Annotated in this window: 13 protein-coding genes and 1 pseudogene; 3 read left to right on the top strand and 11 right to left on the bottom strand. The window is 66.7% G+C overall.

Going from position 1 to position 13,891, the window contains the following annotated elements; translation table 11 throughout:
* Positions 1 to 5: 5 nt before the first annotated feature.
* Complete coding sequence (locus QZ994_RS06760; protein ID WP_290870022.1) at positions 6 to 1,196, top strand: isovaleryl-CoA dehydrogenase; 1,191 nt, start codon at positions 6 to 8, stop codon at positions 1,194 to 1,196.
* Between the two features lie 4 nt (positions 1,197 to 1,200).
* Here the strand turns inward: QZ994_RS06760 and QZ994_RS06755 are convergent, their stop codons facing one another.
* The 11 genes from QZ994_RS06755 to QZ994_RS06705 form a co-directional block, all read right to left on the bottom strand.
* Positions 1,201 to 1,746 (bottom strand): protein phosphatase CheZ, encoded by a 546-nt coding sequence (locus tag QZ994_RS06755; RefSeq protein ID WP_290870019.1) that lies wholly within the window; start codon positions 1,744 to 1,746, stop codon positions 1,201 to 1,203.
* A gap of 130 nt (positions 1,747 to 1,876) precedes the next feature.
* Positions 1,877 to 2,635 carry a class II glutamine amidotransferase gene (locus QZ994_RS06750; protein ID WP_290870016.1) on the bottom strand — a complete coding sequence of 253 codons (759 nt, stop codon included), beginning with the start codon at positions 2,633 to 2,635 and terminating at the stop codon, positions 1,877 to 1,879.
* Between the two features lie 63 nt (positions 2,636 to 2,698).
* On the bottom strand, positions 2,699 to 3,817 hold the full coding sequence (locus tag QZ994_RS06745; protein WP_290870013.1) for a chemotaxis response regulator protein-glutamate methylesterase: 1,119 nt from the start codon (positions 3,815 to 3,817) through the stop codon (positions 2,699 to 2,701).
* Positions 3,814 to 4,347: a chemotaxis protein CheD gene (locus tag QZ994_RS06740; RefSeq protein ID WP_290870010.1), complete on the bottom strand. Its 534-nt coding sequence runs from the start codon at positions 4,345 to 4,347 to the stop codon at positions 3,814 to 3,816. The genes QZ994_RS06745 and QZ994_RS06740 overlap by 4 nt, the downstream gene beginning before the upstream one ends.
* Positions 4,344 to 5,171, bottom strand: a complete 828-nt coding sequence (locus QZ994_RS06735; protein WP_290870007.1) for a protein-glutamate O-methyltransferase CheR — start codon at positions 5,169 to 5,171, stop codon at positions 4,344 to 4,346. Before QZ994_RS06735 ends, QZ994_RS06740 begins: the two co-directional genes overlap by 4 nt.
* A gap of 13 nt (positions 5,172 to 5,184) precedes the next feature.
* The gene (locus tag QZ994_RS06730; protein WP_290870004.1) at positions 5,185 to 5,712 is read right to left on the bottom strand and encodes a chemotaxis protein CheW; all 528 of its coding nucleotides are present in this window, start codon (positions 5,710 to 5,712) and stop codon (positions 5,185 to 5,187) included.
* 12 nt (positions 5,713 to 5,724) lie between these two features.
* Positions 5,725 to 8,043, bottom strand: a complete 2,319-nt coding sequence (locus QZ994_RS06725; RefSeq protein WP_290870002.1) for a methyl-accepting chemotaxis protein — start codon at positions 8,041 to 8,043, stop codon at positions 5,725 to 5,727.
* A 110-nt stretch (positions 8,044 to 8,153) separates the two neighbouring features.
* The gene (locus QZ994_RS06720; RefSeq protein ID WP_290870000.1) at positions 8,154 to 10,310 is read right to left on the bottom strand and encodes a chemotaxis protein CheA; all 2,157 of its coding nucleotides are present in this window, start codon (positions 10,308 to 10,310) and stop codon (positions 8,154 to 8,156) included.
* Positions 10,307 to 10,609: an STAS domain-containing protein gene (locus tag QZ994_RS06715; protein ID WP_290869998.1), complete on the bottom strand. Its 303-nt coding sequence runs from the start codon at positions 10,607 to 10,609 to the stop codon at positions 10,307 to 10,309. The genes QZ994_RS06720 and QZ994_RS06715 overlap by 4 nt, the downstream gene beginning before the upstream one ends.
* Before the next feature lie 13 nt (positions 10,610 to 10,622).
* Positions 10,623 to 10,991 carry a response regulator gene (locus QZ994_RS06710; RefSeq protein ID WP_290869996.1) on the bottom strand — a complete coding sequence of 123 codons (369 nt, stop codon included), beginning with the start codon at positions 10,989 to 10,991 and terminating at the stop codon, positions 10,623 to 10,625.
* 15 nt (positions 10,992 to 11,006) lie between these two features.
* Positions 11,007 to 12,191 carry a methyl-accepting chemotaxis protein gene (locus QZ994_RS06705; protein ID WP_290869994.1) on the bottom strand — a complete coding sequence of 395 codons (1,185 nt, stop codon included), beginning with the start codon at positions 12,189 to 12,191 and terminating at the stop codon, positions 11,007 to 11,009.
* Positions 12,192 to 12,568: 377 nt separating this feature from the next.
* On the opposite strand from QZ994_RS06705, the gene ssb reads away from it, so the two are divergent.
* Complete coding sequence (ssb, locus tag QZ994_RS06700) at positions 12,569 to 13,702, top strand: single-stranded DNA-binding protein (protein WP_290869993.1); 1,134 nt, start codon at positions 12,569 to 12,571, stop codon at positions 13,700 to 13,702.
* A gap of 56 nt (positions 13,703 to 13,758) precedes the next feature.
* Positions 13,759 to 13,891 (top strand): annotated as a pseudogene (locus QZ994_RS06695) (flavin reductase); the annotation flags it as partial.

Raw genomic sequence — 13,891 nt, 5'->3', positions numbered from 1 at the left:
GCACGATGCACACACCCGGCCTGAACCACCTGCTTGGCGGCGACATCGATGCCCTGCGCGAGGCCGTGCGCGCCTTTGCCGACAACGAGATCGCGCCCCGAGCCGCCGACATCGACCGCGACGACGCCTTCCCCATCGACCTCTGGCCCGCCCTGGGCGAGATGGGCCTGCTGGGCATCACCGCCTCACCCGATTACGGCGGCGCGGGCATGGGCTACCTGGCCCACATGGTGGCCATGGAAGAGCTCAGCCGCGCTTCGGCCTCGGTGGCCCTGAGCTACGGCGCGCACTCCAACCTCTGCGTCAACCAGATCCAGCGCCACGGCACGGTCGAGCAGAAGCGCCACTACCTGCCCAAGCTCATCAGCGGCGCGCACGTGGGCGCCCTGGCCATGAGCGAGCCCGGCGCAGGCTCCGACGTGGTCAGCATGACCCTGCGTGCCGAGCACGTTCACAACGCGCGTGGCGACCACTACCTGCTCAACGGCAGCAAGATGTGGATCACCAACGGGCCGGTGGCCGATGTGCTGGTGGTCTATGCCAAGACCACGCCCGAGCGAGGCGCCCAGGGCATCACCGCCTTCCTGATCGACAAGGGCATGAAGGGCTTTGGCGTGGCGCAGCGGCTCGACAAGCTGGGCATGCGAGGCTCGCCCACAGGTGAACTGGTGTTCCAGAACGTCGAGGTGCCGGCCGACCACATCCTGGGCGAACGCGATGGGGGCGTGCGCGTGCTCATGAGCGGGCTGGACACCGAGCGCGCCGTGCTCGCAGGCGGCCCCATCGGCATCATGCAGGCCGTGATGGACGCGGTGCTGCCCTACGTGCACGAGCGCAAGCAGTTTGGCCAGGCGATCGGCGAATTCCAGCTGATCCAGGCCAAGCTGGCCGACATGTACGCGGCCCTGCAGAGCACCCGGGCCTTCGCCTACACCGTGGGCAAGAACCTCGATGCGGCCAGCCCGGACCAGGTCCGCGGCCTGCGCAAGGACTGCGCGGCGCTCATCCTGCTGGCCGCTGAAAAGGCCACCTGGATGGCCGGTGAAGGCATCCAGGTCTTCGGGGGCAATGGCTACATCTCGGAGTACCCGCTGGGCCGGCTGTGGCGCGACGCCAAGCTCTACGAGATCGGCGCCGGCACCTCCGAGATCCGCCGCATGCTCATCGGGCGGGAGCTCTTCACCGAGACGATGTGAGCGCTCAGAAACCCAGCGAGGCCAGCAGGTCGTCCACGTCGTCCTGCTCCAGCGCCTTGCCGGCCACCTGCGGACCGGTGAGCTCGCCTTCGGCGGCCACGGGCGCTTCGAGCTCGCTGTGCACCAGCAGCTCCTGCAGCTGCTTTTCGGTTTGCGAGAGGATGCCCACAACCTTGTTGATGACCTGACCAGAGAGATCCTGGAAATCCTGGCTCATCATGATGTCGTCGAGCACGCCCTGCTGGGCCCGTGCCAGGGCCATGGACTGCTGCGCCAGGGCGCGCCATTGTTCGGCCGAGGCCTCGGGGGTGGCCAGCAGGGCCTCGCTGGCCTGGATCAGCTGGCTGCAGGCCGGCTTGGCCTCTTCCACCAGGGTCAGCACCTTGCTGGCGGCACGCTCGGTCATCTGCCCGACGTAGGTCAGGCGCTCCTGCGCGTCGGGAATGTCGTGGGCCACCTTGTGCAGGGTGGTGTCGTAACCCAGGGCCTGCAAGGCGCTGTGCAGCTGGCGGGCAAGGTCGTCACGTTGGGCGTCTGAGTCGTTGGGCATCTTGGTGATCGGGCAGGCTGGCGCGCGCGGGCACGATGAAGTGATGTCGGCCAGGCCGCCGCCAAACTGAAGCCAATCTGGCAAAAATGAGACCTCCCCGCGTGACATCCGCCATGAATGTCGGGGCAGATCAGCCCTGCACCGGCACCCCGCCGACGAAGGCCAGCAACTGGCCGGCACCCATCTTCACCCAGTCCTCATTGAGGGTCAGCGGCTCGGTGGCGATCACGGCCACGCGGTCGTCGGCCTGGGTCAGCTCGGCGAAGTTGAGGGCCATGTCTTCATCCTGCAGGCGGGCCATGCCGAAAGGGTGCTGGCGCTGCAGGTAATGCAGGTTCGTGCTGCAGTGAGCCCAGAGGGCGTCGCCCTGACTGAGCATGAAGTTGAAGGTGCCATGGCGTGCCACCTGGGGCGCCAGTTCGGCCAGGGTGCGGGTCAGCTCGGCCACCGAGGGCATGCTGGCGTGGCTCTTGGCCAGCTCCTGCATCAGCCAGCAGAAGGCGCGCTCGCTGTCGGTGTCGCCCACGGGCCGGAAGGCACCATGCAGGCGGGGCGCGAAGTCGACCAGGTTGCCGTTGTGCGCAAACACCCAATGGCGCCCCCAGAGCTCGCGCATGAAGGGGTGACAGTTCTCCAGCGCCACCACGCCTTGCGTGGCCTTGCGGATGTGGGCGATGGCGTGGCTGCTCTTGATCGGGTAGCGCTTGATCAGCTCGGCCACGGGCGAGACGCGAGCCGCCAGGTGGTCGACGAACAAGCGCACGCCACGGCCCTCGTAGAAGGCGATGCCGAAGCCATCGGCGTGCTCGGTGGAGCGCGTCGCAAAGCCCGAGAAGCTGAAGACGATGTCGGTGGGCGTGTTGCAGTTCATGCCCAGCAGCTGGCACATGGCAGGGTTCCGATGCGGTGAGGTGAAAACCGCGAGTGTAGGGCCCGGCCTGGCCGCCGGGGCTCAGGCCCGGGCGTCGAAGCGCATGATGGCGTCGGCGATCTGGCCCAGGGGCTTGACGTCGTCCACCGCCCCCAGCTTGATGGCCTCCATGGGCATGCCGAACACCACGCAACTGGCTTCGTCCTGCGCCACGGTGCGGGCGCCCTTGTCGTGCATCAGCTTCATGCCACGGGCGCCGTCGTCGCCCATGCCGGTCAGGATGATGCCCAGCACGTCCTTGCCGGCCACCTCGGCGGCCGACTTGAAGAGCACGTCCACCGAGGGCTTGTGGCGGTTCACGGGCGGGCCATCGACCACCTTGACGAAGTACTGCCCCATGGACTTGCTCAGCTGCAGGTGCTTGCCGCCCGGCGCGATCAGCACCGTGCCCCGCTCCATGCGGTCACCACTGCGGGCTTCGCGCACGGTCATGGCACAGATGTCGTTGAGGCGCTCGGCATACAGGCGCGTGAAGTTTTCGGGCATGTGCTGCACGATGGCCACGCCCGGGCAGTCGGCCGGCAGGCGGCAGAGCACCGATTCCAGCGCCTGCGTGCCACCTGTCGAGGCCCCGATCACCACCGGCTTGTTCACCGCCAGGGCGTGCACGGGTGCGGCCGCCGTGGCCGGGCGTGCGGCATGGGCCCGGGGGGTGCCGTGGGCGCCGGCATGGGCGGCCGATGCGGGTGCAGGCGCCGCCGGTTTGGCCGCGGGCAGAAAGGCCTTGCCTCCGGCGCGCGGCTTGGAGGCCGCCGCCGCCTTGAGGGTCTGCACCATCTCGGCCCGCGAATCATCGAGGTACTGCTTGAGGCCCATGCGCGGCTTGGCCATCACGGCCACCGCCCCGGACGACAGCGCCTCCAGCGCCACCTTGCTGCCGGCGGTCGACAGGGTCGAGCAGATCACCGTGGGCACGGGGCAGTCTTCCATCAGCTGGCGCAGGAAGGTAAGGCCGTCCATGCCAGGCATCTCGATGTCCAGCAGCAGCACGTCGGGCCTGTTCTTGCGGATGGCGGGCCCTGCCAGCATCGCATTGGGAAAACTGCCGGCCAGCTCGATGCCGGGCTCGCCCTGCAAGAGGTGCTGCAAGGCCTGGCGGACCACGGCGGAATCGTCCACCACAAAGACTTTGATGCTCATCGGATGGCCCTTTCCACGGCTGCGACCCGGACTTCGGGCGCCTCGGCACCCACCAGCCAGTCCACTTTTCGATACTGCGTGCCGCCCACGGACTTGCCGCGCAGCACGATGCCGGAGTCGGCGAGGAACTCCAGCGCCCAGGCCACATTGCGTTCGCCCACGCGGGCATTGGCGGCGCTCACCGTGCCATCGGGCGAGAACATGCTGCCCCCGCCGTAGACGTAGGCCTCACAACTCAAGGGGTTCACGCCCTTGGCGCGCAGGTCCGCAAAAAGCTTGCGCATGGCCGGTTCGGCATAGGCGGTGTTGTGCTTGTGCACCGGCGGGGTCGGCCCCGAATACATGATGTGGCACATGCCCCCCACATGCCGCCTGGGGCTGTTGAGGCAGACCGACACACAGGACCCCAGCAGGGTCTGCAAGCGATCGCCTTCGTCGGCACAGGCGATGTCACCGGGATGCAGCACGTAGATGCCCTGGGCGCTGCGCCGCACGGGCAGCCTGGCGCCGGGCTTGAGAGGCAGGGTCATTCAGGCCTCCTGCTGCCCTTTCTGAACGCCCCGGGGATCAGCGGGGTGAGCGGGGTGTCGCAAGGCACTCGCCCCTCGGCCGTGCCGATGAAGAACAGCCCTCCGGGCTTGAGGTGATCGACCACGCGGCTCACCACCTCGGACTTGGTCTGGGCGTCGAAATAGATCAGCACGTTGCGCAGGAAGATCACGTCGAACTGCCCCACGCCGTCCATGGGCTGACACAGGTTGAGCTGCCCGAAGGAGACGCGGCTGGTCAGCTTGGGCTGCATGGCCACCAGGCCTTCCGAGCTGCCATGCCCCTTGAGGCAGTAACGCTTGAGACGCTCCGGCTTGACGAAGCGCAGACGCTCTTCGGGGTAGACAGCTTCCATGGCACTGCGCAACACACGGTCGGAGATGTCGGTGCCCAGGATGGACCACTCCGAGCCGATCTTGCCCATCATCTGCAGGTCGGCCAGCAACATGGCCAGGCTGTAGGCCTCGTCGCCAAAGGACGAGGCCGCGCTCCAGAGCTTGAGCTGCTGCGGGCGGGTCTGGTTGAGCTCCTGCTCCAGCAGATCGAAGTGCTTGGGCTCGCGGAAGAAGTAGGTCTCGTTGGTGGTCAGCAGGTCGACCATCATCTGGAACTCGCCACCATCGTGCGGGTTGGTCACCAGCGCAAGGTACTCGTCAAAATCCTCCAGGCCCAGCTTCTGCACCCGGGCCGAGAGGCGTGAGGTGATCAGCGGTCGTTTGGAGGGATCGAAGTCCAGGCCGATGCTGTCGTACATCAGCGTGCGGATGCGGTCGAAAGTGCGTTCGGGCAGGGCAACCTGGCTCATGCTGGGCTCCTGCTCACGCCGCCACCGGCACCTGAGACTGGGCGCACAGCGCCGCCATCTCGTTCATGTCGAAGGCCTTGTCCGGCTCCAGGATGATGACGAAGCGGCCTTGCGCCACCTTGCCCATGCCCTTGATGAAATCGCGCCGCACCGAGGTGCCGAAATTGGGTGGGGGCTCAATCTGGTTGCCGGGGATGTCGATCACCTCGCTCACGGCATCGACCAGCAGGCCCAGCTCGACGCGCTCGCCAGCCCGGACGGCGTCGAACACCACGATGCAGGTCTTCTTGCCCACCACCGCCTGGGCGCGACCAAAACGCGCCTGCAGGTCGATCACGGGCACCACGGCACCCCGCAGGTTGATCACGCCGCGCACGAACTCGGGCATCAGCGGCACCGTGGTCAGCGGGCCGTACTGGATGATCTCGCGCACGGTGCTGATGTCCATCGCGAAGATCTCCTCACCCAGAGAAAATGTGAGGTACTGCGAGGCGCCAGCATCCAGGCTGACTGCACCTTTCGGCGCCAGGGGGCTGCTCATGCGGGCCTCCGATCAGTAGGGGCGGAAGTTGCCGGTGGCCACGCGGGCGCCACCTGCCGAGGTCAGGCGCAGGCTGGGGCCATTGCCGCCGCTGCGTCGGCGAGGGGCGGGCTCGCTCGGCTCGGCCGGGGCACGGCGCGGCGCGCTGCCCGCGTCATCGCCCACATTGAAGAAGGCGATGGACTGCTGCAGCTGCTCGGCCTGGCCCGACAGCTCTTCCGAGGTGGCCGCGAGCTCTTCCGACGCCGAGGCGTTCTGCTGCGTGGCCTTGTTCAGCTGCGACATGGCCTCGCCAATGTGCGTGACCGACTGGCTCTGCTCGGCCGAGGCCGCCGAGATCTCCTGCACCAGCTCAGAGGTCTTCTGGATGGACGGGACGATCTCGTCCAGCAGCTTGCCGGCGCGCTCGGCGGTCGACACGCTGCTCGAGGCCAGTTCACCGATCTCCTGGGCGGCCTCCTGGCTGCGTTCGGCCAGCTTGCGCACCTCGGCGGCCACCACCGCGAAGCCCTTGCCGTGCTCGCCGGCACGGGCCGCTTCGATGGCCGCGTTCAGGGCCAGCAGGTTGGTCTGGTAAGCAATGTCGTCGACGATGCTGATCTTGGCCGCGATCTGCTTCATGGCCATCACCGTCATGCCCACGGCCGATCCGCCCTCACCCGCCTCACGCGAAGCCTTGGTGGCCATGCCGTCCGTCACCTTGGCGTTGTCGCTGTTCTGCGAGATCGAGGCCGACATCAGCTCGATGGAATCGGTGGTCTGCTCGACCGAAGCCGCCTGCTCGGAAGCCGACTGCGACAGCGACTGCGCCGTGGCGCTCACCTGGCCGGCCGCCCCCGTCAGGGCATCGGCCGCGGCACGCACCTCGCTCAGCACGCGGGTCAGTTGCTCGGCCGTCTCGTTGCCGGCCTCCTTCACCTTGGCGAACAGGCCCGAGTAATCGCGCTCGATGCGATAGCTCAGGTCGCCTTCGGCAAAAGCCTGGAGCAGGTCGGCCACGTCGTTGAGACCGCGGTCGCTGGTCTCCATGATGTTGTTGACGCCCTCGCTCAATGTGGCGAAGAAGCCCTGCTTGGATTCCAGCGACAGGCGCTTGCTGAAGTCGCCGCTGGCGGCTGCTTCCACCACCGAGGCGATCTCGCGTTCGGTCGCGATCTCTTCGGTGCGATCGGTCCACTCCACCACCGTGCCCACGCGCTTGCCGGTGTTGTCGTGCACCGGCGTGGCCACCAGGCCAAAGGTGCGGCCACCGATGTTGATCTCGGTGCGGTAGGTGTCGCGCAGGGCGGCCAACATGGTGCGCTGGTGCACGGGGTTGCGGTGGAAGACGTCGATGCTGCCACCCACGACCTTGCGGGCGTCGAAGCCTGGCAGGGCCTTGCGCAGATCGGCCTCGGCACGGATCAGCATCTGGTCCACCGACTTGTTGGTGAACACCACATTGAAGTCCGCATCGGCGATCATCACGTTGCTGGTGACCACCTCCAGGGCCGTCTTGACGCGGGCATTGCGCTCGGCCTCGATCACCACCGACTGCAGGCTGTCGCGGACATGGTCCATGGCCTCGGTGATCACGGCCTTCTGGCCAGGCAGGCGGTCCATCACCACGTCGAAGCGACCCTCGCCATAGGCCTTGATGGTGTCCACCACCTTCATCTTCACGGCGATGTGGCTGGCCACCAGTTCATTGACCAGGGTGGCGATGCCTCGGCAATCCGCCGGCATGCCGTCCACGTCGATGTTCTTGTAGATCCAGCCCGCAGCGTGTTCACGGGTCATGGTGGTGACCGCCTCTTCCACGGCCGTCAGCGAGGCCGCATGGGCCCGGCCCTGGGTGGTCATGAGCTGGAAGCTGTCACGCACCTTGTCCATGGCCGCGGTGATCGGCGCCTTGTCGCCAGGCAGGCGGGGCATCATCACCTCGAAGCGCCCTTCCCCGTAGGCCTTGATGGTGTCGACCACCTGCATCTTCACGGCAATGTGGGCGGCCACCAGGGCGTTGATCTTCTCGGCAATGAGGTCAAAGCCCTCGGGCTGCCCCTTGCCGTCGATCGTCTTGTAGATCCAGCCGGCCTCGTGCTCGCGGGTGACCTTGTCGAGGTTGGCGATCAGGGTGTCACGGGCGAGCAACTGCGCATCCAGCGCCTGCCGGGCGGCGCCGGCTCCCGAGAGACCCCAGGCCGCGGCGGCCACACCGGCCACCGCCACACCCAACAGCAAGCCGGGGCTGGCAAAGCCGAACAGACCGGCCGCGCCCAGCAGCACGAAACACACACCGGCAACGACCAAAGCCTTGCTCACGTGTTGACCTTCTTGATGGCGATCGGACATGGCGTCCTCCTTATTCCTGGGAATCAGTGGGTTGGGAAGCGAGGCTGCATGACTCCCGGGGGGGTCTGGAAGAAGGCTCGGCGGCAGCCAGTTCACCGAGCGAGTTCACGTCAAAGATCAGCGCCACCTCGCCATTGCCGAGGATGGAGGATCCCGCGCAGGGCGCGGAAGATGCGGCTCAGGGGTTTGATCACGGTCTGGTGGTGGCCCAGGAGGTTGTCCACCAGCACGCCAAAAAGCTGTCCGCCGCCCTGGATGACGACCACGCTGGTGCGTGCCTGCACCGCGGGCTCCAGGCCGTAGACCTCGTGCATGTTCATCACCGGCAGCACCTGGCCGCGCAGCTCCATGCAACAGCGGCCCTCCGACTCCATCAGCCGGGCCTGGCCACCGCCGTCGATCACCTCGACCACGGCCTCCAGCGGGAAGATGAACTTGGAGTCACCCACCCCCACCAGGAAGCCATCGATGATGGCCAGCGTCAGTGGCAGGCGGATCTCGATCTGCGTGCCGCCACCGATGGGCGGGCTGCTGATCTGCACCGTGCCGCGCAGGGCCTCGATGTTCTTGCGCACCACGTCCATGCCCACGCCGCGGCCGGAGAGGTTGGTGATCTTCTCTGCGGTCGAAAACCCGGGCTCGAAAATCAGCTTGCGGATCTCGTTGTCCGGCGGGGTCACGCCCTTTTCGACCAGGCCACGCTCCCAGGCGCGCGCCAGCACCTTCTCGCGGTTCACGCCACGGCCATCGTCACGGATGCGGATCAGCACGCTGCCCGACTCGTGGCAGGCGCTCAGGGTCAGGTGGCCCTGGGCCCCCTTGCCCTCGGCCTCGCGCTCGGCAGGCGTCTCCAGGCCATGGTCCAAGGCGTTGCGCACCAGGTGCATCAGCGGGTCGGCGATGCGCTCGACCATGGACTTGTCCAGCTCGGTCTCACCGCCCACGATCTCCAGCGTCACCTCCTTGCCCAGGTCGGCAGCGGTGTCGCGCACCACCCGGCGGAAGCGGCTGAAGGTCTCGCCAATCGGCACCATGCGCAGCTGCAGCGTGCCATTGCGGATCTCTTCGATCAGGCGGCCCATGTGGGCATTGGCCTCGATCAGGGAGCTGTGGCGCGTCTCGCGTGCCATCAGCGAGGCCCCGGCCCCGGCCACCACCAGCTCGCCCAACAGGTTGATCACGGCGTCCAGCCGGTCGGCCTGCACACGGATGAAGCGGCCGTCTTCCGGCGCTGTCGCGCCTTCGCGCTGCTTCTGCTTCTTCAGGCCGGCATCGACCACGCGAGCGGGCACGCCCAGCTCGGCTTCGAGGATGTCGCCCAGCGGCTGCACCGGCAGGTCCTGCGCCTTTTGCTCGGCCTGGATGCTCAGCCCCGCATGCAGCTGGTGCGGCGTGATGACGCCCATCTCCAGCAGGATCTCACCCAGGCGCGTGCGCTGGGGCTGCGAGCGGATCAGGTCCTCGTACATCGCGGGCTGGGCGTCCGGGCCCAGCACGTGCAGCACGCAGTCTTCGCGCACAAAGGCGAATGCGCTCTCGATCGCCTCGCGGCCCACCTCGCTGATCAGGCCGAACTCGAAGGCCATGTGGCAGCTCTCGGGATCGAGCTGCTCCAGCGGTGGCACAGCGCTGTCGTCGTGCACGATGGATTCAACCTGGCCCAGGCCCTGCAGATAAGCCAGGATGGCCCAGGGGTCCATGCCATGGCGAAAGATGTCATCGCCAAATTGCACCGACACGTGCCAGCGGTTGTGGTGCGCCAGGGCCGCGGCCGCCGGTGCGGGGGCCGAGGCAGACACCGCCGCTGGCGCCCTCCCACCGTGTCCGCCACCCAGCCCTTGATCGATCGGCACGCTCACGGCCTGCAGGCGTGCCACCAGCGCCGTGCGCTCGGCTTCGCTGTCGCTGATGTCGGCGTCCGGCTTGTCGGCCGCATCCACCAGGATGCGGATCTGGTCATTGCACTGCAGCAGCAGCGTGCTCAGTTCCGGCGTGAGGGCCACCTCGCCCTCGCGCATGTTGTCCAGCAGGCCTTCCACGTGGTGGGTGAAAGCCACCACCGCATCCAGCCCGAACACGCCAGCCGAACCCTTGACCGTGTGCGCGCAACGGAACAGCGCGTTCAGCAGGTCGTTGTCGCCCGGGTTGTCTTCCAGCTGGAGCAGCAGCTGCTCCACGTTCTCGATCTGCTCGCGGGCCTCGCTGATGAAGGCCGGCATGGCCTCACGGATGAAGTCCTGGTCGAGGTCGTCGGGTGAAAGGCTCATGCCGGGCTCCCTTCTCGCACCACCTGGTGCAGCAAGGCGTCCATGCCCAGGCTGCGCATCGCATTGAGCAAGGCCTCGTGCGGCCCCTGCAGCAGCAGGTGCTGGCCGCGTGCATCCAGGCTGCGGTGCAGCGCCACAATCAGCTGCAGGCCTGCCGCGTCAATCTGGTTGACGCCATCGGCGGCCACCGGCCAGTCACCGGGCGAGGTGTCCTGCGCCAGCCAGCCCATCAGCACCCCATGCGTCTCCGCTGCGGTGTAGATGGTCAGCTCGGCAGGCAAGGTTCGGGCTTCGCTCATGCTGGCCTCCTGCTCAGGGCAGAACCAGCTTGGCCACCGCGTCCAGCAGAACGGGTGGATTGAAGGGCTTGACGATCCAGGCCTTGGCGCCGGCCGCCCGCCCCTTTTCCTTCATGGCGTCCTGACCTTCCGTGGTCAGCATCACCACCGGGGTGAACTTGTAGCGCGGGTGCGCCTTCACGTGCGTCAGGAAGGTGATGCCATCCATGCGGGGCATGTTCACGTCGCTGACGATGAGGTTGATCTTGGTGCCGTCCAGCTTGGTCAGCCCCTCTTCCCCGTCCCCGGCCTCGATGACCGTGTAGCCCGCCCTGGCCAGGGCCATGCGCACCACCGTTCGCAGCGAACTGGAGTCATCGACGATCAATATGGTTTTGGACATCTCGTTCTGCCCCTGTCAGAAAAAGGTGAGTTCAGACGCCTGGTTGCCCGAAGGGGCCTGCTGGGCGCCAGCGTGTACGGCTCTTTGTTCGGTGGTGGAGTAGCCCTTGCGCAGCAGGTCGGCCCACTCGGCCTGGTCCAGCGGCGTGCCCTGGCGGATGGCCTCGTCGATGCGCTGCGTGGCCGCGAGGATGGACTGGTTGACCTGCTCCACGATCTGCTGGACCCGGTCCTGAAACTGGAAGACCACCATCAGCTGTTCCACCTGGTTGCGCACGCCTTCGCTGTGCAGGCTCAGGCTGGCGGCGCGCTCGTTGAGCTGGCTCACCGTGGCGTCGACCTCGCTGATCACGCGCTGGATGGTTTCACCCGAGTCGTGGATGACCGAGCCATCGGCCTGTGCCTGCGCGGAGGCCACGTTCAGCGCACGGGTCATCTCTTCGCGCAGCGCATTGACCTGGTCGCCGATCTTCTTGCCCGTGGTGCCCGACTCGCCCGACAGGCGACGCACCTCGGCGGCCACCACGGCAAAGCCCTTGCCGCTCTCGCCAGCGCGTGCCGCCTCGATGGCGGCATTGATCGACAGCAGGTTGGTCTGGCGTGCGATCTTGGCCACCTCTTCGGCCATGTCCTGCAGCCCCGCCGAAGAGTGCGACAGCGCAGACACCGAGCCCAGCATCTGCTCCCGCGAGCTCACAAAGCCCTGAAAGTTCGCCATCAGGCGGTTGAGGTCCTGTTCGCAGTTCGCCAGCATCTCGGCGCGCTCGTCGGTGGTGGAATCGGTTTTCAGCCAGGCGGGCTGCACGATCGTGTCGAGACCCGCCAGGATGTTGGCGAAGCCCGAGAGCAGTTCGTCCGTGGCCTCCTTCATCTGGGCCTGCGCCGTCTGCAGATGGGTCAGCCAGATCTCGGCGGCCTCGCCCAGGCGCTGGGCGACTTCCGGGCCAGGCCCGGCGGGTGGCACCTCATCGTCCAGCATCTGATCAACGGGGGCGCCTGCGGCACGTTCGGCCTGGCGCTGACGGCGCAAAACGGCCAGCCACCAGGTGGTGCCCAACCCCGCCAAACCCATCGCACCCCAGGCCATCCAGGCCAAGGTCGCGCTGCCCCACAGCGAGGCCGCAGCCCAGCTCACCCACACCACGCTCAGCGTGGTGTGGGTGAACAGCCGGCGGTTGTGCGTCAAAGGCGACCGTTTCATGCGTTCCCTTGCCGGAGCAAAGTCCTGTCAGGAGCAGTCTGGCGTGCACGAGGTCACACCAGACGCCGATGAAGCGGTGCCAAACCATCCCATTCGGGGGGACTGTGGGTCCACCTCCGCGCACAGACGCCACCGCCAGCGCCCTGTCCTTGGGAGTCATATCGACCAGTGCAAGGCAAGCTGAAGTGCGCCGTGCGCAAAAATGCACACGGATTGCGGCGAAGTCGGACAAATCAGGGGTTCCCCGCAACCCCTTGCGGGGGCCCTCCACCGAGTGACCCGCCGGGGGGATGGGCGAATCCAGGGGGCGGGAGATAATGGCGGCGCTAACCAACGGCACCCTTTTTAACCAACCTACACCCATCAGGAATCAGGCCATGGCCTCCATCAACAAAGTCATCCTCATCGGCAACCTGGGCCGCGACCCCGAAGTGCGCTACACCCCCAGCGGCGCGGCCGTCTGCAACGTTTCGGTTGCCACCACACGCAACTGGAAGGACAAGAGCAGCGGCGACAAGGTCGAGGAAACCGAATGGCACCGCGTCGTCTTCTACGATCGCCTGGCCGAGATCGCCGGCGAATACCTCAAGAAGGGCCGCCCGGTCTATGTTGAAGGCCGACTGAAGACCCGCAAGTGGCAGGACAAGGACGGCAAGGACAACTACACCACCGAAATCGTGGCCGAGCAGATGCAGCTGCTGGGTGGCCGTGAAAGCGGCGGCGGTGGCGGCTATGGCGGCGGCAAGTTTGGCGCTGCACCCGCCCATGCGCCCGAGGGCTCCGCCGAGGGCATCTACCTGGACAGCCGTAAGTACATGCGCGAAACGCTGAAGATGTTCGATGCGTTGCGTAGCCGGCTGGGCTTCGACGTGGAGCTGTGCCACGACGTGCACGAACGGCTCAAACCTATAGATGCCATCCGCTTCGCCTGCGAGCTGGAGCCCTTCGAGCTGTTCTTCTTGGAAGACGCGATCCCGCTGGAAGAGGGCGACTGGCTGCGCCAGATGCGCGCCAAGACCAGCACGCCACTGGCCCAGGGTGAGCTGTTCAACCACCCGTTTGAATGGCGCAGCCTGATAGCCGAGCGGCTTATCGACTACATCCGGGTGCATCTCAGCCAGATCGGTGGCATCACACCCGGGCGCAAGCTGCAGCTGTTTGCCGAGCAGTATGGCGTGCGCACGGCCTGGCATGGTCCGGGCGATATGTCGCCGCTGGCGCACGCGGCGAATATCCACATCGATCTGGCCTCGCGCAACTTCGGTGTGCAGGAATGGTCGGGCACCGAGCCGCCCAACTTCGTGATCCAGGACCTCAAAGGTCCACGCGAGGCCCTGCTGGACGTCTTCCCCGGTCTGCCTGAGTTCCGCCGCGGTTTTGTCTACGCCAACGATAGGCCCGGCTTGGGCGTGGACCTGAACGAGGCCGAAGCAGCCAAATACCCCTGCGAGAGCAGCGTCACCACCTGGACCCAGACCCGGCTGATGGACGGGACTTTACAGACGCCTTGAACCCGTTCTACGCGGCAATGCGTGTGGCCATGGCCGCCAGGCACTACAGTGCGGCCATGTCCAAACCCACACACTTTCAATCCGTTCCGCTCGAAAAATCCTACCGTCTGCTGAACCACGGCCCTACGGTGCTGGTCTCCGGTCGGCATGACGGCGTGGACAACGTGATGGCCGCCGCCTGGGCGACCG

The sequence above is a fragment of the Aquabacterium sp. genome, from assembly GCF_021768455.1.
Taxonomy (GTDB): Bacteria; Pseudomonadota; Gammaproteobacteria; order Burkholderiales; family Burkholderiaceae_C; genus Aquabacterium.
This window is presented reverse-complemented; position numbering and strand designations above follow the sequence as displayed.

Excerpts from the sequence above, each read along its gene's own strand:
- QZ994_RS06760 (WP_290870022.1), top strand. The coding sequence starts at position 6 with ATGCACACACCCGGCCTGAACCACCTGCTTGGCGGCGACATCGATGCC.
- QZ994_RS06755 (WP_290870019.1), bottom strand. The coding sequence starts at position 1,746 with ATGCCCAACGACTCAGACGCCCAACGTGACGACCTTGCCCGCCAGCTG.
- QZ994_RS06750 (WP_290870016.1), bottom strand. The coding sequence starts at position 2,635 with ATGTGCCAGCTGCTGGGCATGAACTGCAACACGCCCACCGACATCGTC.
- QZ994_RS06745 (WP_290870013.1), bottom strand. The coding sequence starts at position 3,817 with ATGAGCATCAAAGTCTTTGTGGTGGACGATTCCGCCGTGGTCCGCCAG.
- QZ994_RS06740 (WP_290870010.1), bottom strand. The coding sequence starts at position 4,347 with ATGACCCTGCCTCTCAAGCCCGGCGCCAGGCTGCCCGTGCGGCGCAGC.
- QZ994_RS06735 (WP_290870007.1), bottom strand. The coding sequence starts at position 5,171 with ATGAGCCAGGTTGCCCTGCCCGAACGCACTTTCGACCGCATCCGCACG.
- QZ994_RS06730 (WP_290870004.1), bottom strand. The coding sequence starts at position 5,712 with ATGAGCAGCCCCCTGGCGCCGAAAGGTGCAGTCAGCCTGGATGCTGGC.
- QZ994_RS06725 (WP_290870002.1), bottom strand. The coding sequence starts at position 8,043 with ATGTCCGATCGCCATCAAGAAGGTCAACACGTGAGCAAGGCTTTGGTC.
- QZ994_RS06720 (WP_290870000.1), bottom strand. The coding sequence starts at position 10,310 with ATGAGCCTTTCACCCGACGACCTCGACCAGGACTTCATCCGTGAGGCC.
- QZ994_RS06715 (WP_290869998.1), bottom strand. The coding sequence starts at position 10,609 with ATGAGCGAAGCCCGAACCTTGCCTGCCGAGCTGACCATCTACACCGCA.
- QZ994_RS06710 (WP_290869996.1), bottom strand. The coding sequence starts at position 10,991 with ATGTCCAAAACCATATTGATCGTCGATGACTCCAGTTCGCTGCGAACG.
- QZ994_RS06705 (WP_290869994.1), bottom strand. The coding sequence starts at position 12,191 with ATGAAACGGTCGCCTTTGACGCACAACCGCCGGCTGTTCACCCACACC.
- ssb (WP_290869993.1), top strand. The coding sequence starts at position 12,569 with ATGGCCTCCATCAACAAAGTCATCCTCATCGGCAACCTGGGCCGCGAC.